This window comes from Phycisphaerales bacterium, assembly GCA_035627955.1.
GTDB lineage: Bacteria > Planctomycetota > Phycisphaerae > Phycisphaerales > UBA1924 > JAEYTB01.
In genome coordinates this window covers 63,963-85,391 of the sequence record DASPKU010000011.1, presented here as the reverse complement: position 1 = coordinate 85,391, position 21,429 = coordinate 63,963, and the positions used below count along the sequence as shown (strand labels likewise).

Annotated in this window: 16 protein-coding genes; 7 read left to right on the top strand and 9 right to left on the bottom strand. The window is 68.9% G+C overall.

Annotation, left to right across the window (positions count from 1 at the left end):
* Positions 1-12: 12 nt before the first annotated feature.
* The 6 genes from VD997_09145 to VD997_09120 form a co-directional block, all read right to left on the bottom strand.
* Positions 13-822 (bottom strand): type II secretion system protein, encoded by an 810-nt coding sequence (locus VD997_09145; protein ID HYE62150.1) that lies wholly within the window; start codon positions 820-822, stop codon positions 13-15.
* Between the two features lie 9 nt (positions 823-831).
* Entirely contained in the window at positions 832-2,307 is a 1,476-nt protein-coding gene (locus VD997_09140) for an FAD-binding oxidoreductase (GenBank protein ID HYE62149.1), read from the bottom strand.
* A gap of 132 nt (positions 2,308-2,439) precedes the next feature.
* Positions 2,440-3,303 carry a HAMP domain-containing sensor histidine kinase gene (locus VD997_09135; protein HYE62148.1) on the bottom strand — a complete coding sequence of 288 codons (864 nt, stop codon included), beginning with the start codon at positions 3,301-3,303 and terminating at the stop codon, positions 2,440-2,442.
* 138 nt (positions 3,304-3,441) lie between these two features.
* Positions 3,442-6,594, bottom strand: coding sequence for an isoleucine--tRNA ligase (gene ileS, locus VD997_09130; GenBank protein HYE62147.1), 3,153 nt, complete (start codon positions 6,592-6,594; stop codon positions 3,442-3,444).
* A gap of 332 nt (positions 6,595-6,926) precedes the next feature.
* Positions 6,927-8,345, bottom strand: coding sequence for a hypothetical protein (locus VD997_09125; GenBank protein HYE62146.1), 1,419 nt, complete (start codon positions 8,343-8,345; stop codon positions 6,927-6,929).
* A 47-nt stretch (positions 8,346-8,392) separates the two neighbouring features.
* Positions 8,393-9,898, bottom strand: a complete 1,506-nt coding sequence (locus VD997_09120) for an AAA family ATPase (GenBank protein ID HYE62145.1) — start codon at positions 9,896-9,898, stop codon at positions 8,393-8,395.
* Between the two features lie 123 nt (positions 9,899-10,021).
* Between VD997_09120 and VD997_09115 the strand changes: the two genes are divergently transcribed.
* Positions 10,022-10,903: a universal stress protein gene (locus tag VD997_09115; GenBank protein ID HYE62144.1), complete on the top strand. Its 882-nt coding sequence runs from the start codon at positions 10,022-10,024 to the stop codon at positions 10,901-10,903.
* 71 nt (positions 10,904-10,974) lie between these two features.
* The gene (locus tag VD997_09110) at positions 10,975-12,114 is read left to right on the top strand and encodes a saccharopine dehydrogenase C-terminal domain-containing protein (protein ID HYE62143.1); all 1,140 of its coding nucleotides are present in this window, start codon (positions 10,975-10,977) and stop codon (positions 12,112-12,114) included.
* A gap of 162 nt (positions 12,115-12,276) precedes the next feature.
* Here VD997_09110 and VD997_09105 read toward each other — a convergent pair whose 3' ends face one another.
* Positions 12,277-12,675, bottom strand: coding sequence for a hypothetical protein (locus VD997_09105; protein ID HYE62142.1), 399 nt, complete (start codon positions 12,673-12,675; stop codon positions 12,277-12,279).
* A 125-nt stretch (positions 12,676-12,800) separates the two neighbouring features.
* On the opposite strand from VD997_09105, the gene ispF reads away from it, so the two are divergent.
* Complete coding sequence (gene ispF / locus VD997_09100) at positions 12,801-13,340, top strand: 2-C-methyl-D-erythritol 2,4-cyclodiphosphate synthase (GenBank protein ID HYE62141.1); 540 nt, start codon at positions 12,801-12,803, stop codon at positions 13,338-13,340.
* A 9-nt stretch (positions 13,341-13,349) separates the two neighbouring features.
* On the opposite strand, the gene VD997_09095 is transcribed toward ispF, so the two are convergent.
* Together VD997_09095 and VD997_09090 are read right to left on the bottom strand one after the other, a co-directional pair.
* On the bottom strand, positions 13,350-16,253 hold the full coding sequence (locus VD997_09095) for a PQQ-dependent sugar dehydrogenase (GenBank protein HYE62140.1): 2,904 nt from the start codon (positions 16,251-16,253) through the stop codon (positions 13,350-13,352).
* 12 nt (positions 16,254-16,265) lie between these two features.
* Positions 16,266-17,231, bottom strand: coding sequence for a nitrilase-related carbon-nitrogen hydrolase (locus VD997_09090; protein HYE62139.1), 966 nt, complete (start codon positions 17,229-17,231; stop codon positions 16,266-16,268).
* 111 nt (positions 17,232-17,342) lie between these two features.
* Between VD997_09090 and VD997_09085 the strand changes: the two genes are divergently transcribed.
* The 4 genes from VD997_09085 to VD997_09070 all read left to right on the top strand — a co-directional run bounded on the left by VD997_09085 (position 17,343) and on the right by VD997_09070 (position 21,429).
* Entirely contained in the window at positions 17,343-17,990 is a 648-nt protein-coding gene (locus tag VD997_09085) for a Maf family protein (GenBank protein HYE62138.1), read from the top strand.
* Entirely contained in the window at positions 17,987-18,415 is a 429-nt protein-coding gene (locus VD997_09080) for a hypothetical protein (protein ID HYE62137.1), read from the top strand. The genes VD997_09085 and VD997_09080 overlap by 4 nt, the downstream gene beginning before the upstream one ends.
* Before the next feature lie 122 nt (positions 18,416-18,537).
* Positions 18,538-19,623, top strand: coding sequence for a tetraacyldisaccharide 4'-kinase (lpxK, locus tag VD997_09075; protein HYE62136.1), 1,086 nt, complete (start codon positions 18,538-18,540; stop codon positions 19,621-19,623).
* 138 nt (positions 19,624-19,761) lie between these two features.
* Positions 19,762-21,429 (top strand): ATPase, T2SS/T4P/T4SS family, encoded by a 1,668-nt coding sequence (locus VD997_09070; protein HYE62135.1) that lies wholly within the window; start codon positions 19,762-19,764, stop codon positions 21,427-21,429.

Sequence of the window (21,429 nt, the reverse complement as noted above, 5' to 3'; positions counted from 1 at the left end):
AGCACTCGTGGCTCACGGCTCGCCATTGGGCCGGTAGTCGCCGTCTTCCCAGGTCTTGAGGGTGACGAGCACGTCGGCCTTTTCGGTCTTGGCGTGGCCATCGAGATACATCGCATTGGCGCCCATCCCATGGCGCTTAGGGGAGATGCGCTGGATGTAGATGGGGTTGTTGGGGACGGAGCCGTCGAGGTTGGAGAGCTCGTGAAGGTCGTAGTGCTGGGCGACCTGGACGTTGGTCTGGCCGGGGGCGTACCACGCGCCCGAGTGCACGTTGGTGGGGTCGTCGGCGAAGCAGGACATCCAGATGCACTCGCTGGGGCGGGGGTAGCGGTGCATGGGCGTGGCCTTCTTGGCGATGCTGTTGAGCATGCCTGGGGCGGAGAAGGAGAAGCCGTTGACGACGTAGTGGATCTGGTGCTTGTCGCCGCGACGGCGGCTGGGGTCTTTGTAGTACGGTGCCTCGCGGAACCACTCGCGCTCGCCGTTGGGGTAGAGCTCGTTGTCCTTCTTCGCGGCCTCGGGGTCGAGGTAGGGGCGGAGGACCTGCGGCCACTGCGGGTTGCGGGGCTGGGTGGGGCGGCCGGGCCACTGCTCGCTGTCGCCGCTCTCGCGCGGGATGTACTCCTTGCGGTCGGCCGCGTAGCCCATGAGGGCGACGCCGATCTGCCGCTGGTTGCTCAGGCAGATGACGGTGCGCGCGGCCTCGCGGGACTTGCCCAGCGCGGGCATCAGCAGGCCGATGAGCAGGGCGATGATGGCGATGACAACGAGGAGCTCGATGAGCGTGAACGCGCGGGGCAGGGTGGGCCGCGGGTGCGTCATGGGTTCAGCTTACCGCGCGTGGTGGGGGCGTGCGAGCGGTTTCGCGGGTTGGCGGTGCCGTGGGGTGGGGGCCCACCGAGATGAGGACATCTCGGTGGCACGATTCCGAAGCGCGCGGGCGGTGGCGTAAAGGGCGGCCGCGGCGGCGAGTGTGAGGGCGGCGGCGGTGAGGTTGCGTTCGGTGCGGGCGCGGCGGAGGCCACCACGCTGGTACTCGCGGGCGTAGTAGTACGCGAGGCCCCAGGTGTTGGGCTTGCCGAGCAGCGGCTGGAGGGAGTCGGCGGGGCCGAAGGCGCGGGCGGGGTTGAAGTAGGGGGCGATGGGGGAAGGGCGTTCGAGGGCTGAATCGACGGCGGTGCGGGCAGCGAGGGTGCTCCATGGGAGGCCGGCGGCGCAGAGGGCGCAGTGGATGGTGCGCGTATCGGCAACTGGGCCAGCGATGGGCAGGATGTCCTTGCTGACGCCGATGAGGCCGGGCCAGTATGCCTCGAAGCGCGCGGGCGCGAGCTGTGGGAAGGTGGATTCGATGTATTGGGTGAGGTGGCGGAGCCCCGCGGCGGGGTCCGGGGTGCCGGCGCGGGTGGAGTGCGTCAGCAGACTGCCGCCGACGAGGAGGCGGTGGTCGGGTGTGGGGCGGAAGTACTGGTAGACGAGGTCGGTGTCCCACACGAGGAGCGGGCCCTTCGGGAAGAGCTGGTGGAGGAGATCGCGCGGCAGCGGGCGCGTGATGGCGAGGTAGGTGCGGGCGCGGTAGACGCTGCGGGTCTGAATCCCGAGCCTGGGGGCGTAGCGGTCGGTGCAGACGAAGATGCGTTGGGCCTCGATGGTGCCGTTGAGAGTCGTGACGAGCCCTTCGGCGATGTCGGTGGCGGGTGTGTGCTCGAGGAGAGTGAGGCCGCGGGACTCGAGCAGGGTGGCGAGGGCGTTGGCGTACTGCGTGCCTTGAATGCCGAAGGTACCGGAGGTGCGGAGCGCGGCCGTGTAGCGGGAGGTGCCGAGCCATTCGGTGATGTCGTGCTCGTGCCAGTGGGCGTCGAAGCCGAGGGCGGTCTGGGCATCGTGCTCGTCGCGGAGGGAGCGTGGGCCGGAGCGGCCGCGGGAGCAGTAGAAGCTGTCGGCCTCAATCATGCCGCAGTCCTGGCCGGAATCGATGACGTTCTGCTTGATGAGGTCGCAGGCGTCCTTGGCGGATTGCCACAACGTGCGGGCGGTAGCGTCACCGAAGCGGCGGCGGAGCTGGGTGACGCCGAGCTCGCTGTCGGGGGTGATGAAGCCGGAGCTTTTGCCCGTGGCGCCCGCGCCGATGAACGATGCCTCGATGAGCGTGACCTGCTGGCCGAGTTCGATGAGACGCTGGGCGCAGGAGAGGCCAGCGATGCCGCCGCCGATCACGAGGTTGTCGGTGCGGTGCGTGCCCGTGAGAGCGGGGCGGCGGGTAGTGGGGAGGGAGCGGTACCAGAAGACAGAGGGGAGCGGGGCGGCCATGCCCAAGTGGGCGGGGTGGGGTTGAGGCGGGGGCGAAGCGCGGGTGAAGCGAGGGCGCAGGTGTGTGGGGGGGGGAGAGGTGCGGCGGGTGCGGCGGTAGGAAGAAGACCCTCGCTTGCGCGTCGGGCTCGTTCAGGCGGCGCCGCCGAGGCGGAGGGTGCCGCTGGCGGCGGGGCTGGGGAACTTGACGCGGAGGATCGCGCCGCCGCGGACGCCCTCGCGGGGGGCGAGCTCGATGGTGCCGCCCATGCCCTGGACAACGTTGCGGGCGACGGCGAGGCCGACGCCGCTGGCGCGGGGCTTGGTGGTGAAGCCAAGGTCAAAGAGGCGGGCGCTATCGACGTTTGCGGGGAGGCCGGCGCCGTCATCGGTGACTTCAAGGAGATACCAGTCGCGCGTGTCGCGCCCATAGCCGCCGATGACCGGCGCGCGGTCGTGGCGGACGCTGATGTCGACACGCCCGCGGACGCCGCGGCGCGAGATCGACTCGACGGCGTTCTGGAGCGCGTTGAGCACGACGGTGTACAGAGCGCCGGCGGGGAGCGATGCGACGGCGGGGACGAGGTCGAGGTGGAAGTCGACGCCGCGGCGCTTGGCCATGGGCGTGAGGAGCTCGACGGCGTGGTCGATGGCCTCGGCGAGCGTGACCGGGCGCGAGCGGGCGAGCGATGCGGAGCCGATGGAGAGCGAGGGCCCCTGCATGGCGTTGTGCACGAGCTCGCTCATGCGCTCCAAGGCCTGCGCGGCGGTGGTGAGGCGTTTCTCGACCTCGCCAGCCATGGCGATCTCGAGCACGGACTCGCCCGATAACTTGGACTTGAGGGTGTCGAGCGTGGTCTTGGAGCCGTCGAGGAGCGAGTCGAGCTTGGCGATGAGGCCGCCGAGGTGCTCGACCTCTTCGTAGCTGGCGAGCGGGCCCACGGCAGCGTTATTGGCACCGGTGAGGGGCGTGCGCCGGTGGGGCGGCTGGCTGGAGTCTTCACGCTCGGGGTTCATGTGAGCTTGAAGATCGGATGTGGGGCGGAACGAAAACGGCCCGCTGCGGGGGATGAGCAGCGGGCCGGGTGGGGTTCTGGGAGTCGGGCAGGTCGTGCCGTTTGTGCGGAGGGGCTGAACGTGCGATAACGCGGTGAGTTACTGGACGCCCACGGCCGCGGCGTCGCGGTCGGTGAGCAGGCCACCGTCGCTGCGCTGCCGGACGGTGCCGTCGCGCTTCCAGGATCGCTCGCATTGCGGCTCCTTGCGGCGGTCCTCGACGGTGATGCCGGTGGCCTTGGCATCGATGCGGACGAGACTGACACCGAGCAGGTCGGCGAGGTCTTCCATGTCGAAGCGGGAGAGCGTGCCGGAGGTGTCGGGCAGGGTGACGCCGAAGTCGAGGGGTTCGGCGGACTTTGCGGCGGGGTCGCCCGCGGACTCGCGTTCGCGGAGCTGCTGGCGGGCCTTTTCGAGCTCGATGAGGGCCGCGGCTCGGAGGGAGGCGACCTCGGTCCACGCGGGGTCGGCCTTGGCGTTGGGCGCGGGGGCAAAGGTCTCGAGGTGGACGCAGGCGTCGCTGTTCTGGTCGGCCTTCAGCAGGGCGCGGTAGGTCTCGTCGGCGGTGTGGGGGAGGATGGGCGCGAGCAGGCGAGCGAGGCCGTCGGTCATCAGGTAGAGCGCGGCCTGCGTGCGGCGGCGGCGCGGTGCGTCGGGCTTGTCGCAGTAGAGGCGGTCCTTCACGGCCGCCAGATAGACCGCGGAGAGCGTGTCGTTGCAGAAGTCGTAGAGCTTGGACTGGGCGGTCTTGAAGTCGTAGGCGTGGTAGGCGGCGGTCACGGCCTCGGCGACGCGGTGGTACTCGGAAAGGGCCCAGGCGTCGAGCGACGTTGGGGGAAAGTCGAAAGGCGCACCGGTCGGGAGACCGGTGCCACCAAGACCGGTGCCACCAAGACCGGTGCCATCAAAGTCATACAGGTTGCTGAGCATGAAGCGGAGGGTGTTGCGGACCTTGCGGTAACTCTCACCGGCGAGGGCGAAGAACTCGACGTCCACCTTGACGTCGTTCTCGTAGGGCAGCGAGGCCACCCACCAGCGCATGACGTCGACGCCGAACTCAACGGTGAGGTTGTCGACCTCGTAGCGGGCGGCGTCGGCGCGGGACTTGCTGAGCTTGCGGCCGTCCTTGTCGACCATGAAGCCGTGGGTAAGGAGGGTCTTGAAGGGCGGCTCGCCGGTGACGCCGAGGGCGGGAAGCAGCGAGGCCTGGAACCAGCCGCGGTGCTGGTCGGAGCCCTCGAGGTAGAGGTCGGCGGGGTAGCCGAGGTTGCGGGCACGGATCACCGAGTTCCACGAGGAGCCGGACTCGAACCACACGTCGATGATGTCGCCGCCCTTCTTGACGCTCTCCCAGCCCGCGGCGTGCGCGGCCTTCACCGCGGCACTCGCGTGCGGGTCGCTCGCGGGGTTGTAGCCGGCGAGCAGCTCGGCGGGCTGCATCTGGAACCAGGCGTCGGAGCCCTTGGCCTTCACGAGCGCGATAATGGCGCGGACGCTGGCGGGCGTCATGAAGGTCGTGCCGTCCTCGAGCACGAAGGCGGGGATGGGCAGGCCCCAGGCGCGCTGGCGCGAGATGCACCAGTCGGGGCGCGACTCGAGCATGCCGCGCATGCGGTTGCGGCCCCACTCGGGGACGAACTTCACCGCGTTTTCGCCTGGCGACACGGCGTTCATCGAGCGGTCGCGGAGCGAGGCCTTGCCGTGCTGTTGCACGTCGAACGCCTGATCCACGGCGATGAACCACTGCTCGGTGCAGCGGAAGATCGTGGGCGTCTTGCTGCGCCAGTCGTGCGGGTAGCTGTGGGTGAACTTGTGGTCGTAGAAGAGGTGGCCGCTGTCGCGGAGGTGCTTGGTGACCTTTTCGTTGGCGTCCCAGACGGAAAGGCCGCGGAGCCACTGAGGGACGGTGGCGTCGTAGGTGCCATCGCCGCGCACGGGGCAGTAGATGGGGAGTCCCTCGCGGAGGCCGGTCTGATAGTCCTCGGCGCCGTGCCCGGGGGCGGTGTGAACGAGGCCCGTGCCGTCCTCGAGCGTCACGTAGTCGGCGCCCATGACGGAATAGACCTTCTCGGTCGTGGCCTGCTGGCGGGCCGCGGCGGTGAAGGTGGGGGAGGCGACGCCCTCCTGCGAGGCGAGGGTGACGAAGGGGTGGCGGTACTTGAGGCCGACGAGCCGGTCGCCGGTGGTGCGGGCCAGGATCGAGACCTCTTCGGACTTGGCGAGCTGCGTCACGCGCGTGACGGCGTCCGCGGCCATGACCGTGATGTTGCCGTCCACCCACACCAGCGCGTACTCGAACTTGGGGTTCACCGCGATGGCGAGGTTGGCGGGCAGGGTCCAGGGGGTGGTGGTCCAGATCATGAAGGTGGGGCGTTGCGAGGGGCGGCCTTTGGGGGGGCCGCCGCGCTTGGACTCGCTCTCACCGGCTTCGGCCTCGTCGGCGCCATCGGCGTCTTCGAGGGTCTCGTCGGTCTCCTCGTCCTTCAGGCCGAACGCGTCGTACACGGCCTCGCCGTCGGCGGCCTCGAAGTCCACGTAGACGGACAGGTCTTCCCGGTCGTAGTACTCCAGTTCGGCCTCGGCGAGGGCGGTCTCGTTGGCGATGGACCAGTGGACGGGCTTGAGGGCGCGGTAGACGAGGCCGCGCTCGAGGAGCGAGGCCAGCACTTCGAGCGTGTCGCCCTCGTACTGCGGGGCCATGGTGAGGTAGGGGTTGTCGTAATCGGCGAGGGTGAGCAGCCGCTGCATCTGGCCTGCCTGGAGCTTGATGTACTTCTCGGCGTGCTTCTGGCACTCGCGCCGCACGGCCATGCGGCGGGTCCACTCGTCGAGCGTCTTGAGCTTCTCGACCTTGCCGCCCTCAACGAGCTCGGTCATGACCTTGTGCTCGATCGGCAGGCCGTGGCAGTCCCAGCCTGGGATGTAGGGGCAGTCCAGGCCACTCATGGACTTGGCGCGGACGACGAAGTCCTTAAGCGTCTTGTTCATGAGGTGGCCGAGGTGGATGGAGCCGTTGGCGTAGGGCGGACCGTCATGGAAGGCAAAGCGGGGCTTGTCCTGGCGTGCCTGGCGGAGCTTCTGGTAGACGCCGACCTTGGCCCAGCGCTTCTGCGAGGCGGGCTCGTTCTGCACGAGGTTGGCCTTCATGGGGAAGCTGGTCTGGGGGAGGTTGAGGGTGGCGCGATAGCGGCTCTTCTCTTCGCCCTTCTTGGCGGAGGTCGGAGAGGTCGCGGGTTGAGCGGGCGTGGTCATAGGGTGTTCTCAGGTGGAACGGGATGTTAGGTGAGCGGGGTGTGCAATTGAGTCGCGGCGGCGCGGTGCCGATTGATCGCAGGTTGGGGTGTGGCTTGCCAACCCGGCCCTAGCCCTCCCCTCAAGGGGAGGGGACGGGAAAGGACCCTCGCTCGCGCGTCGGGCTCGTTGGAATGGAAAAAGGCCGCCCCGTGGGGGTCGGCCTCGTGGAGGTACTCGGATGGGAGCACGCCGCGACCGACCCTCAGCGGGGCGGGGTAATTCGGGCGGCGAGAATCGCTGGGCGGGCGTGCATCGGCGGGAGTGTAGGTCGGCTGTTCGGGGCCGCGGGTTTAGTTGAGGGCGATCACGGCGGTGATGGACTGGCCGCCGACCTCGACGCGGGTGATGGCGTGGAGACGCAGGCCGGTGTCGAGCAGCGGGCGGACGAGCTTGGCATCATTGGTGAGGACGTGCAGGGCGGGGTCGGCGGCGGACTTGAGGGCGGGGGCCGCGGCGACCAGGAGGGGGGCGTGGTCGTTGGCCCAGGACGCGGCCGTCAGCAGGCGGGCGGCGCCGTCGGAGGGGTCGATGTCATCGAGGGCGAGCAGGTGCAGGCGGCCCTGGGCGTCTGCGGCCATGCGGATGGAGGGCGCGTAAGGGCAGGTGATGGTGAGCGGCGTGAGGTGGAGCTGCGAGAGGAGCGGGTCGGAGACGACCGCGAGCGGGCCGACGCGGGAGGCGGTGTGGGGAGTGGGAGAAGTGGAGTGGAGGAGCGGGGGAGTGGAGGAGTGGGGGACCTGCGCGGGGGCGATGGACGCGGGTGCGGGCTGGATGGTGGGGATGACGACGGGCTGCTTGTTTATCGGGGTTGCAGGGCGAGCGTCGCTTGAACCCACCCCAACCCCTGCCTCTGGGAGGGGCTTTGGGGCAGCGGGAGCGGCCCGCAGCGCGGCGATCACTTCGGCGATGGTTGTTGTCGTCGGGGCGCGGTAGAGCTGCACGGCGAGGGAGCTGCTGATCCGGGGGATACGCGTCGCGGCGGGGAGGTCGCGGCGGAGGAACTGGCTTGCGGCCCGGCGCAGGCGGGACTCGGCCAGCTCGGCGCGGGCGTCGGTGGCGCCCATGATGACCAGGTGCACCGCGGGGGCGGTGTCGGTGAGGTCATGCGAGAGGCCCTTGATGGCCTGGAAGGTCGAGACGATCGCGGGGTCGTCGCCGCCGGTCAGGATGGCGATGCCGGCGAGGTGGGGCTGCTGGAAGAAGTCGCTCTCGGAGGGCTCATCGACGCGGATGACCCAGCGGCGGAACCGCGCGGCCATGCGGGCGAGCACGGCCGTGAGCTTCTCGCCCGGGGCGGTGCTGATGTCGGCAGGGATCTTGTGGCCGGTGGGCAGGATGAGGTCGAGGACAGCCTGGCCGGAGACCAGACGCAGCAGAGCGACGGGCTGATCGTCGGTGTCGGCGAGGTGGCGGGCGTATTGGGTGATCCAGGCGGAGGCGAGGACAGGCAGGTGGCCGGCGAGCACGCCCTCGATGACCACGCCGGGGGCGCGGCTGGAGGAGTCGGTGGTGCCGTTTGAGCTCTTGGTGGGCTCGGGCTTCTTGTCGAGCTTGGCTTCGGCCTCGTCGCTGGCGAGCTTCAGGCGCGGGCCGATGGCGGCCGGGCGGGCGAGGGGCTCGTCGGCGAGGAAGAGGTCGGCGAGGGCGTCGTAATCGGTGGGGGCGACATCCATGTCGATGACGGGCGTGGGGGCGGGGATGGGGGGCACTGGTTTCTCCGAAACGCAGCTTGGAGCGGCGATGGCACGACGAGCGGTCAGATGTGGGCCGGGGCGCCGACGGTGAAGGCCGAGTTGGTCTCGCCGAAGGGGTTGGGCTCGCAGGTGTCGTTGTAGGGGTCGGTGCACCACTGGCCATCGATGACGAGGCGGTAGGTGTGTTTGCCGGGGGGCAGCTTGACGCAGAGCTCCCACACGCCCAGCTCAGGATTGGCCTTCAGCACGTGGCTGGTGGGGTTCCAGTTGTTGAAGCTGGCGGCGATGGAGACGCTGTCGCCCAGCGTGAGGGGCTGGACGAAGAGCACGCCCTGGTTGGTCTCGCGCACGCCGAGGAGGCGGTGGGTGCTGGGGGAGACGGGGGCGGGCTTGGTCGCGGGGGTCTCGATCAGCTTGAGGACGGTGGAGCGGGGCTGGGGGGTGGCTTGAACCGTGGTGGCCGGCGGCTGGATCAGCGTGGCCACGCCGCCGCTCGCGTTGTCGACCGTCGGGCCGGAGGGGACTGTGGGGGTCGGCAGGGTGGGGGCGGGGGTCACGGGGGCGAAGCTGGTGGGGGTGGTCTCGGGTGCGGGTGTGCCGGGGTTCTTGCCCAGGGCGACGCGCCGGAGGAACTCTTGCGCGCGCCGAGCGACATCTTCGGCGCGGGAGATCGGCTTGACCTCGGGGGAGGTGGGAACGCTTGGAATAGTCGGGGCCGCGGCGACCGGTGCGGGCGCGGGTGTCTCGTCGGCGGTGATGTCATCGTCAAGGTCGACAACCGTGCTGCCGCGGGGCTTGAGGTTCTCGGCGACCCACTGAGCGAGCTTGAGGTAGTCCTCGGCGCCGGCGGACTCGGGGGAGTAGTCGAGGATGGACTGGCCAAAGCTCGCGGCTTCGCGGAGCTTGGCGTCGCGCCGGATCACCAGCGGCAAGCTCTTCTCCTTGAAGCGCTTGTAGAGCTCCTCGAGGAGGTCGATGGCGACGGCGTTGGAATTGTCGTGGATCGTCGGCAGCACCCACACTGGGAGCGAGACACCCAGGCGGCGGGCGATGGTCTTGACGGTCTGGAGCTGGCGGTTGGCGCCCTGGAGTGAGAAGAAGGAGGTTTCAACGGGGATGAGGACGGTGTCGGCCGCGGCGAGGGCGTTGTACGTGAGCAGACCGATCGAGGGCGGGCAGTCGATGCAGCAGACGTCGTAGTCGCCCTTGAGGTGCGTGAGCACGTTGGCGAGGCGCTTGTCCTTGTCCACAAGGTCAGCGAGGCCGCCCCGGGGCGCCTCGAGGCCGGCCAGGCGCATGCGAGAGGGGGCGAGGTCAAGGTTGCGGCCGGCCCTCCAGAGGAGCTTGGTGGGGTCGATGGGGCGCTGGCCGACGGCGAGCATGGCGTCGCCGATGTCCATCTCGATGCGCTGCTCGGGGATGCCGAGGCCGGCGGCGCAGTGGGACTGGGGGTCCATGTCGATGAGGAGGGTGCGGCGGCCCTGGCGGGCGAGACCGGCGGCGAGGTTGATGGCCGTGGTGGTCTTCCCGCAGCCGCCCTTCTGGTTGATGATCGCGATGGTGCGCATGGGGTGCCTGACCTCGTGTCTGGAGAGTGGAATCAGGCACGCTTATCGACCGCGCAGCAGTTGCCGCTTGAAACGCTCGTGCAAGCCCGGGGCAAGGCTCTACGATCCGGCACGGAGGTCCTCATGCACGGCCTTGGAACCATCGTTGTGGGTATTGACTTCTCTCCCGCGAGCGCGGCGGCGCTGACCCAGGCGATCCGGATCGCGGCGTTCGGGCAGGCGAGCGTGCGGCCGGTGCACGTTATCGAAACCCTGGTGGTCATCGACGTGAACGCGCCGCTGGTGCCCATGGTGGCGGATGCCACGCAGGAGCTGATCAACTCGTCGCAGCAGCGGTGGGCGGAGTTCGCGGCCAGGGTGCCGGGGGCCGAGAAGCTGAAGCTGGAGGTGGAGGTCAACTCCAGCGTGGCGGCGATCTCGCGCCGGGTGGGTGACGCCCATGCGGGGCTGCTGGTGATGGGCGTGGAAGGGGTTACCAAGTCAAAGGGGGCGGGGCCGGTCGCGAGCGGGGCGGTGCAGCGGGCGGGGACGGACGTGCTGCTGGTGCAGCAGGGGCACAGCGGGCCGTTCACGACGGTGGTGGTGGCCGTGGACTTCTCGCCGACCTCGAAGCGGGCGCTGGAGCAGGCGGTGCGGTTCGCCACGCAGGACGGGGCGGGGCTGCACATCGTGCACGCGTACGCGAGCCCGTGGGGGCACAAGCTGAACAAGCCGGGCGAGGTGCCGGAACTCGAGAAGGCGCTGCGAGCGGGGATGGAGCAGAAGCTGCGGGAGTTCGCGGCTCCGCTGTCGCACGAGATGCAGTACCTCAAGCCCGTGTACACCCTGGTGCAGCACGACACGGCCGCGCACGGGATCTCGGCGTATGCCAGGCAGGTGGGGGCGGACCTGGTGATCATGGGTAAGCGCGGGCAGACCAACCTGCGTGACCTGCTGCTGGGGAGCACCGCCGAGCGGCTGCTGCGAACGGCGCCGTGCTCGGTCTTGGCGGTGAGGCCGGGGTGATCGACTTGCGGAAGGTGAGTGGCTGGCCAAGCAGGACCCCTAGGCGGGTCGTGCCACCGGGGGGAACTTGAATGGAAAAAGTGCTTGTGCTCGGTGCGGGGATGGTGGGGTCGGTCATGGCCGCGGACTTGTGCCGTGACTTTGAGGTGACGGTCGCGGATGTAAGCGAGCGGAACCTGGAAGCCGCCAGGGCGCGGTGCGGGGCGCGGCTGAAGACGGTGCGCGAGGACCTGTCCAGTGCCGCGGCCATCACGCGACTGGCTTCGCAGCACGACCTGGTGTGCGGGGCCCTGGCGAGCCACCTTGGGTACGGCGCGCTGGGGGCGGTGATCGACGCGGGGCGGCCCTACTGCGACATCTCGTTCATGGCGGAGGACTTTGGGGAGCTGTCGGCGAAGGCCAGGGCGAAGGGTGTGACGGCGGTGGTCGATTGCGGCGTGGCGCCCGGGATGAGCCACATCCTCTCGGCGTACGGGGCGGCGCAGCTAGACCGGTGCGAGGAGATTGAGATCTACGTGGGCGGGCTGCCGCGGGAGCGGAGGTGGCCGTACGAGTACAAGGCGGCGTTCGCGCCCGCGGACGTGATCGAGGAGTACACGCGCCCGGCGCGGCTGGTGGAGCACGGGCGGGTGGTGACGCGGGAGGCCCTGAGCGAGCCGGAGCTGATGGACTTCGCGGGGGTGGGGACGCTGGAGGCGTTCAACACCGACGGGCTGCGGAGCCTCACGACGTCGCTGAAGGTGCCGTTCATGAAGGAGAAGACGCTGCGCTACCCCGGGCACATCGAGCTGATGCGGGTGATGCGGGAGACGGGGCTGTTCAGCAAGGAGCCGGTGAAAGTGAAGGGCGTGAGCGTGCGGCCGCTGGATGTGACGAGTGCGCTGCTGTTCCCCAAGTGGACGTACGGGCCGGGCGAGGAGGATCTGACGGTGATGCGGGTGACTGCGTCGGGCGAGCGGGGCGGGAAGCCGGCGCGGGTGACGTACGACCTGCTGGACTTCTACGACAAGGCTTCTCAGGCGACGAGCATGGCGCGGACGACGGCGTTCCCGTGCACAATCGTGGCGCGGATGCTGCTTTCAGGGCGGGTCGGCGAGAAGGGCGTGCTGGCGCCGGAGATGATCGCGGGCGTGCCGGGGCTGGTGGAGGACCTGCTGCGGGAGCTCAAGGCGCGCGACGTGTCCTACACGTGCAGCCAGTCGGCGCACTAAGGAGAGGCCTACCGCGGAGGACGCGGAGAGGGCGGAGTTGCGCGGAGAGGGACGTGTTTGCGGAGTCAACCCGGCGGGAGTTGATCCCACTGAAACTCGTTGACTCTGTGCTGAACGAACCCACCCGAACCCCTCCCTCTGGGAGGGGCTTTCAAGGCGGGCTTACTTCATCGCAGGCGACGTGAGCTCCGGGGCCGGGGCGGCCTTGGTGCCAAGCTCGGCGGGGCGGACGGAGCCCTCGAGGCGGCGGGACATCGGTGGGGGGACGCGCATGCGGTTGTTCTGCGGGCCGGAGGACTGGCCGATGGGGCCGACCGTCCACACCATCTCGTCGTAGCCCAGGTCGTTGGCGCGGGACTTGGAGTTGCTGAACCAGAGCTTGAGCTGCTGGCCCGGGGGAATGTCGTAGCTCCAGAGCTGCTCGTTGGTGCCGACGTCGCGGAGGCTGACCGTCTGCGGCACGGCGGCGGTGCTGGTGTACGTCTGCTTCTCGTAGACATCACAGCCGACCAGGAGGGCGGGTGCGAGGGTGAGTGCCGCGAGGACGCCGAGCTTGTTCATTCCCAAGGTCTCCAAAGGTCAGTGGGGCCGGTGTGAGTCCCGGGGCCCACTGTATCGCCTATTCAGCCGGTCCAGCACCAACGTACACCACGGTTGCTGGTCCTGCCGGGAGGTACACTGAGCCGGTGACACCCTCCCGTACGACGACAGACCAGGTGAACGTTCAGCCCGCGTGCCGCATTGGGCACGGGTATGACCTGCACCGTCTGGAAGTGCTTGCACCGCAAGGGGCTGGGCGACCGTTCATCCTCGGGGGGGTGCGGCTGGAGCACACGCACGGGCCGGTGGCGCACTCGGACGGCGATGCGCTCTACCACGCGGTGACGGACGCGGTGCTGGGGGCGCTGGGGCTGCCGGACATCGGCCAGCTGTTCCCCGATACCGACCCGCGGCACGAGTCGCAGGACTCCCGGGTGTTCATCGAGGAGGCCGCGCGGCTGGCGCGCGAGCGCGGGTACGTCGTGTCGAACCTGGACGTGACGGTGATCCTGGAGCGGCCGAAGCTGAGCCCGGTGAAGGAGCGGGTGCGGGGGAATGTGGCTGCCGCGCTGGCGGTGGGGGTGGAGCGGGTGAACATCAAGGGCAAGACGCACGAGAAGGTCGATGCGGTGGGGGAGGGGCGCGCGATCGAGGTGCACGCGGTGGTGCTGCTGGCTCGCGAATAAACGGGAGCCTCAGCAGCTGCCGCCGCCGAGCACGCGGAAGAACGACTCGATGTCCTGGTCGGTGCCGATGTCGCCGTCGTGGTTGAAGTCGGCGCCCTGGCACGTCGCGCAGCAGGTGCCGCCGAGGCAGGCGAAGAACGCCTCGATGTCCTGGTCGGTGCCGTAGTCGCCGTCGCCGTTGAAGTCCGACGAGCAGCAGACGCCGGTCTCGCCCGCGTAGTAGAGGCGGTAGAGGCTCGCCCCGCGCTCGATGGGTGACGCGGCCCCCAAGTCCTTGTAGAGGTCGGTGAAGTAGAGGCCGTTGGGGCCCGCGGCGAGGCCCACGATCGAACCCTTGCCGGCGCCGGCGTACTCGAGCACGGTGCCGGGGCCGGAGGTGAGGGAGCCCTGGTCGGTCTCGTTGGCGCCCGCGCTCACGCCGAACTCGACGATCCGCTTGCCGAGCACCTGCGGCCCGGTGGCGTAGGTGGGGCCGGACTCGGTGACGAAGAGCTTGCCGTGCTTGTCGGCGGGGAAGCCGCTGGCGTTGAAGACCTCGTTCTGAATGAAGACGCCGTTCACGGGGCCGCGGGAGGGGTTCCAGTTGTAGATCGCAAAATTGGCCATGCTGGCGTCGGAGCCGGTGTACGCGAAGTTCCGGCCGCGGACCATCTTCGCAAGGCGGTCAACGGTCGGGCCGTTCTCGATGATGACGTGCAGGTTGTCGGCGAGGCGCCACGCGCCGCCGAAGGGGTTGCGCACGCCGTAGGACCAGACGTAGTCGCGAGCGGAGATACCGTCGGTCGCGTTGTAGAAGGGGTTGTCGGTGGGGGCGGCGCCCGCCTTGGTCATGCGGAGGATCTTGCCGCGGAAGCGGGTGAGGTCCTGGGCGGTGGACGCCACGAAGCCGTCGCCGTTGTGGACGTAGAGCATGCCGTCGGGGCCGAAGGAGATGTTGGAGATCTGGTGGCTCTGGCCCTGCGGGTCCGCGGGCATGTTGAGAATCGTGGTGACAGTTGCGGCGGTGCGGCCGCCATCGTTGCTCTGGAGGCGGATGACGCGCGGGTAGTGGTTGCCGGTTCCGTCGTCCATGAGAACGGTGGCATAGACGTCGCCATTGGTCGGGTCCACGCAGATGCCCGCGAGGCCCTGCTCGCCGCTGCCCGGGAAGGCACCGGTGGGATTGAAGTTGATGAGGCCGGTGCGGTAATCGCTGAGCGTGCCGTCACGCGTGACCATCTTGATGGTGCCGTAGAGCTCGGTCACGTAGCAGAAGACGTCGGTGGGGTTGGGGCCGGGGTTGGGCACGAACGCAATGTTGACCGGGAGCTGGAACCCGGTGGCGAACTTCTCGACGGCATAGCCGTGCTCGGTGGCGAGGAAGGGCATCTCCGAGCCGCGGGCAAGGGTGGTGAAGTCGGCGTGGTCCTGGGCGGCGGTGCCGGTGTAGGTGTTGCCCGCGGCGGAGGCCCAGTAGTACGCGTGCTGGTTAGCGGCGAGGTTGACCGCAGGCAGGTAGATGGTCTTGGTGGTGCAGTGCTCGTTAACGACGGCGAGGTTGGTGGCGGGGAGCGAGAGCGGGGACGAGCCGGCGATGAAGTGGGCGCGGACCTCGACGTGCTCGGTGAGGGCGGCCGGGTTTGTGATCACGTGCCCACCCGCGGAAGCCGCGAGCTCGACGAGCAGGTCGCCATGGCCGGACTCGAGCCGCAGGCGCGGAGGCGTAGACGCGTTGGGTAGTTCCACCGGAGCCCCGGTACTGGCGATGGTCCAGCGCGGCGGCAGGGTGACGTCCTCGATCGACATCGGCAGGTTGGACGTGATCGTGCCAGTCGAGAAGGGCCGCTGCGCCCAGGCGCTGTACTCGGTGGCGGAGCTGGTGTCGTCACGGTGGCGGACGCGGAGCGTGTAGTTGGTGCTGGGGAGGAACTCGGCCCGCCCCGCGTGGGAGTTGAGGAACACGCCGTCGCCGATGTGCGTGTGCAGGCGTTCAACGCCGGTCAGGCACGCGGCCCGCCAGACGACCTCCGAGGGGGTCACGGTCCAGATCTCCCAGTCGGTGCAGCGGTGGGTGGCGCCGATGGGGGAGAAGAAGACGTCGGTTTCCATGTGCACGTCGGCTGGGTTGACCACGCGTCCGTCGAAAGTGGGCTCGGTGATGATCGGCGTGCGCGGGTTGTTGGGCTGGGCGGGGGCGCCCTCGGTGAAGGACCACGCCTGGATGTCGTGGATTTCGGTCGAGCCTCCCGTGGCGCCGGTGAATCCAACCCAGGCCCTGCCCTGGTTGAGCGCGAGGGTCGTGGCGAGGTTGATGGAGGCCGTGATCTTGGGCGTGGTCATGTCGCCGACGAAAACGGACATGACGCCGTTGCCGCCGCCCACCCCGGGCACGTAGGTGACCTTGCACGTCTGCACGGAGCCGTTGGAGAGGCTGCCCAGCGTGGTGTTGATGCCGATGGACGCGGCCTCCTCGGCGGAGTTGGGCTGCTGTCCGCGGGTGTGGATGCTCACGTGGTTGCCGTTGGGGTCGTTCACGGTGCCGGCGTCGCACGTGCCGCTCTGGAACGTATCGAACTCGACCACCACGCTGTTGGGCATGTCGTGGTAGCCGATGCGGCAGCCGCCAAGGCCGACGGCGTTAACGGCGGAGTTCTGGATGACGAACGCGAACCCGTCCGCACCGCCCCCGGCGAGCGTGTGGATACGGAAGTTGAAAGTGGTGGTGAATCCGTCCGCGACCGCTTGCGGGGTGGTGTGCCAGGCCGCGCCAACGCTGTTTGCCGCGGCGGCGTTAAGTCGGAGTGTGGCGCCGCCGTTGATGGAGGCCGCGCCGACGAGGGAGAGCCCGTTGGCGTTGGGGAACGTTGCGAAGTTGAAGTCGGCGAGGGCGGCAGGGGCGACGAGGGTCAGGGCCAGAGCGAAGAGAGAACGCATGGTGGGCTCACATCAGGACGGAATTGGGAAAAGGCCGTGCCCCCACGGCCCTTCCAGCGTACCGAGTTTTCCAAGGGATGCGAGGGAGGGTGCGTCAGCGCGGAGCGCCGGAGGCGCTCTGTCCGAGTTCTCGGCCCTAGGGGCGGTCGGGAACAGGCGGGCATCCCCCAAGGCCGGGAACTTCTCGCGCCAGCGGCGGACCTCCCTGGCGTCTACCTCGACCGAGAGCACGCCCGGCTCGGGGCCGAGCTCTCCGAGGATCTCCCCCTTGGATGAAACGGCGATGGAGCCGCCGGCGTATTCGAGCCTGGGGTCGCGCCCCGTGCGGTTCACGGCCAGCATGTACGCCTGGTCCTCAATAGCGCGGGCGATGGCGAGGGCGCGCCAGTGGTGCTGGCGCGAGACCGGCCAGCAGGCGCCCAGAGCGAAGACCTCGGCGCCCTGCCTGAGGGTGGCGGTGCGGAAGAGCTCGGGGAAGCGGAGGTCGTAGCAGATCGCGGGGGCGACCTTGAGGCTCGTCCCTCCGAAAGCCCAATCCCACACGACCACCTCGCGACCGGGCGCGAAGGTCTCGTGCTCGCCGCCGATCGAGAAGGGGTGAATCTTCGTGTACTCGCAGACAATCTTGCCCGAGGGGGAAACAACGGTCATGACGTTGCTCGCCCCGCACGCCACCTGATGGCACGCGGCCACGGTGCGCCCGCCCTGCACGAAGCACTGAAACTCAGCGGCGATTTCCGCTAACAACGCAAGCGTCTGCCCCGTCCTGTCGTTCGTCTGCTGGATGTTGAAGGAGAAGCCGGTCGCGAACATCTCTGGGAGGAGGACGAGGTCGCCCGGCGACACCTCAGCCCGGTCGAGCAGCTGCCGCACCCGCTCGTGGTTCTCGGCGGGGTCTTCCCAGGCGATGTCCAGCTGGACCAGGTGCGCCCGGCGGGCCGAAGTGACGGCCTGATTCGAATCGGAAGGACTGCCCATATGACAACCGTATCAGCCCGCCAAACCCGCTGCCGCTGCGAGCCCCTGAGCTTCGCACGGGCTTCACACGAAAGCTCGCCCGGGGCGGTGCGGAGTGCCGAATACTTGGGCGTGACGGGCCCGTCGAACAACTCCACGATTCTCCTGGCGTCGCGGTCGCCGCGCCGGCGGCAGCTGCTGGAGGAGTTCGGCTTCGGCGCCCACGAGGCGACGCACCCGGGGTTCGAGGACAGCGTGCTCAAGCCCGCGACACAGAACCCGGCGGCGTGGGTCGCCAGCCTGGCGTACCTGAAGGCCTGGGCGAAGGCCAACGAGCCGGGAGCGGCCCCGCGCGTCGTCATCGGCGCGGACACCGCGTGCCTGATGGACGGGCGGCTGATCGGCACACCAACGACGCAGCAGGAGGCGGAGGCCATGATCCGCGGCTTCATGGGGCGCGAGCACGAGGTGCTGACGGGGGTGGCGGTGGTGGACTGCCGAGCCGACGAGCCGGTGCGGTACATCTTCACCGACACGGCCAGCGTCCGGCTCGGGCGCCTCAGCGAGGACCAGATCGCCCGGTACATCGCGAGCGGGGCGTGGCAGGGCAAGGCGGGGGGCTACAACTACCGCGAGGCCCTCGCGGCCGGTTGGCCGCTTTCGCACACGGGCGACATGACGACGATCATGGGGCTGCCGATGGATCGGCTCGCGCCCCTGCTCACCAGGCTCGGTGTGGCGCGTGCGCCGATGCCGCAGGATGTAAAGGTTCCCGCGTGACTCAGCTTGTTCTTGGCCAGCTTGTTGCCGGTGCTTCGCAGACGCTGTCACCTGTGCCGCTGGCGCCCTTCTGGCTGGTGGTGCCTATCGCTGCGGTGGCGATGCTGGTGGTGGGGGGGCACGTTGTCCTCATCGATCGTTCTGACCAGCCGGCGACGCGCAAGCGGATCCGGACGGTCAACGGGCTGCTGATGATGTTCACGATCCCGCTGATCGCGGCGGCCTTTGCGTTCATTCCGCCGACGAACACCCGCCTGTTCCTGATGACCTGGATCCTGGTGGTTGGCCTGATCGTGCTGGTGCTGGGGCTGGCGCTGCTGGACATCGGCGCGAGCATGCTGATGCACCGGCGGGAGCGGGCGGAGCTGCGGCGGCAGATCGCGGAGGCGCGGGCGGTGGCGGCGGGGGCGAAGAGCAGGTCGTGAGTGGCTTGGGCTAGCGCGGCGCCGGGCGAAGACGCTCGCTTGCGCGTAGGGCTTGCGCGTCGGGCTCGTTCATCGGGCTCGTTCCATCGGCCGGTCCGCGTGTGTAACCTGTGCGCACCTGCATGGGCACGCTTGATGACGCACAACTGAGCGCGAACCGGCCGAAGGCCCCGATGAGCGGGGTGCTGGGCTCCCTTGCCTCGAAGGTGTACGGGGCGGTGGTGGCCCGACGCAACCGCGCATTCGATCGCGGCAAAGGCGTTGTCACCTTTGATCGGCCGGTGATCAGCGTCGGCAATCTGTCCGTTGGCGGCACGGGCAAAACTCCAATGGTGCTGCACCTGGTACGGCTGCTGCGGGAGAACGGGAGCTGGCCGTGCGTGGCGATGCGGGGGTACGGGCGGGCACGGGGCGAGGGGCTGACTTCTGACGAGGCGCAGGTCTATCAGCGTGCGTTCCCCGACCTGCCCATGGTGGCACAGCCCGATCGGACCGAGGGGCTGCTGAACCTGTTCGCGACAGAGGAGGGTGAGCGGGTCAACTGCATCATCCTGGATGACGGATTCCAGCACCGCCGCATTGCGCGGCAGCTGGACATCGTGCTGGTGGATGCGACACGCCCGCCGTTCGGCGACAAGCTGCTGCCGGCGGGGTGGCTGCGGGAGCCGATCTCCAGCTTGTCGAGGGCGCACGCGGCGGTGGTCACGCATGCGGAGGCGGTAACGCGGACCGACGCGATCGAGATCGAGACGCGCCTGTGGAACTTCCTGCCCAAGGGCGTTGTCTCGGTCTGCCGGCACGCGTGGACGGGCGTGCTCGTCGCCGGGCCGGCGGAGGATGAGGAGCGGCCCACGGCATGGCTGCGACAGCAGCGGGTGTACCTCGCGTGCGCGATCGGCAACCCCGGGCCGTTCCTGGGGGCGGCGCGGGAGGCGATCGGGCAGGAGCCCGTCGGCGCGATGGTGCTCAAGGACCACGCCGAGTTCGAGCCCGAGGTGCTGTCCCGGCTGATCGAGGACCTGCGGCGGCATTCGGCGGACGTGTTGCTGGTCACGGAGAAGGACTGGTCAAAGCTGCTGCACGTGCCCCTGGACCGGTGGCCGTGTGCGGTGGCAAGGCCGCGGCTGGAGCTGTCGTTTGACCGGCAGGGGGAGGCGCTGGAGCGGGCGGTGCTGGAGTGTGTGCGGTTATTCAAGGACGAAGGTTGAAGGGGTGCGAAGGTCGGCCCGCGGCGGGCCGAGTCCCTCCCTGACGGTCAGGGTTCTTATTGCGATGCAACCGGCGTGTCACACGCCGGTACCACCCCTGTGCCCCTCTCCGCTCCCAACCCGGTACCATCCACGCGAATGTCCCTCCGCCTCAAGCTCACCCCCATCCGCGGCAACGCCAAGGCTCTCCAGGTCACCGACGGTGCTGTCAGCATCGGGCGCGGGCCGGATAACACCATCCCGCTCATCGACGAGCGGGCCAGCCGCCGCCACTGCGTCATCGAGCTCGACCACCAGGGCTGCTGGATGGTCCGCGACCTGGGCAGCCGCAACGGCACCAAGCTCAACGAAGAGAAGGTCACCACGGCGATCCTCAAACCCGGCGATGTGCTCAAGGTGGGGCAGCACGAGTTCCTGATCGAGGGCGACCGGCCCAATATCCCGGAGTTGCAGGCAAAGGAGCTCGACGTCAATGCGGCGTACGAGCACAGCGAGATCGCAAAGGAGACGGGGCTCAAGGCCAGCCGCGAGGTGGGCTGGATGTTCGAGCTGGCGGAGGTAATGAACGCCCTGCCGCCCAAGGACAGCGCGCCCGAGGAGGTGCGGATCGTCGATGCGAACGGTAATCCGAGCGACGTGCTCTCAGGGACGAGCGATGGGCCCAACGCGGTGCGGATGCTGTTCCAGCTGGCGAGCAAAAGCCGGGCGACCGACATCCACATGGAGCCCAAGGCGGAGATCTGCAACGTCCGCATGCGCGTGGACGGCGACATGGTGCCGATCATGGAGCTGCCCAAGCGCGTGGGCGAGCTGGTGTTCGGCGTAATCAAGGCGGCGTGCCACATGCACGTGGCGGGGCGCGACGCGGTGCAGGACGGGCACTTCTCGACGGTGTTCCCGGATCGGCGGGTGGAGAACCGCGTGAGCTTCACGCCCAGCATGTACGGGCAGAAGCTCGTGGTACGGCGTCTGGACCAGCGGGGCACGCCCGAATCGCTGGGCGACCTGGGCATGACGCCCTGGATGCACGAGCGCATCCGGCAGGTGTGCAGCCAGGACAGCGGCCTCATCATCACCTGCGGCCCCACCGGTAGCGGCAAGACGACGACGCTTTACAACGCCATCCGCGAAATCGACCGCACCACCCGTAACGTGATCACGATCGAGGACCCCGTCGAGTACCAGCTCGCGGGCGTGACGCAGATCCCGGTGGACGAGCAGAAGGGCAACAACTTCGGCCAGCTGCTCCGATCCGTGCTGCGCCAGGACCCCGACGTCATCCTCGTGGGCGAGATCCGCGACGAGGAGACCGCCCGCACCGCCATGCAGGCCGCCATCACCGGGCACCTGGTGTTCTCCACCGTGCACAGCAAGGAGACCATCACGGCCGTGTTCCGCCTGCTGGACCTCAAGGTCGAGCGGCACCTGGTGGCCAACTCGCTCGACCTGATCCTTGCGCAACGGCTGGTGCGGATGCTGTGCGACAACTGCAAGCGGCTGCAGCCGGTCGCTCCCGGTCAGGCCACGCGCCTGGGCAAGTTCCTGCAGGGAAAGACGCAGATCTACACGGCCACCGGCTGCTCGCGATGCCTGCGGACGGGCTACCGCGGGCGGCGGGCGCTGTTCGAGCTGCTGGACTTCAACGACGAGCTGCGCGACATTGTGCTCCGCGACCCCTCGATCACAGCGATGAAGAAGGTGATCGAGCAGGGGCTATTCTCAACGCTCCAGCAGTTCGGCTGGAGGCTGGTGGCCGACGGCGTGACGAGCCTGGACGAGGTCGATCGCGTGGCGGGGATGTCCTGA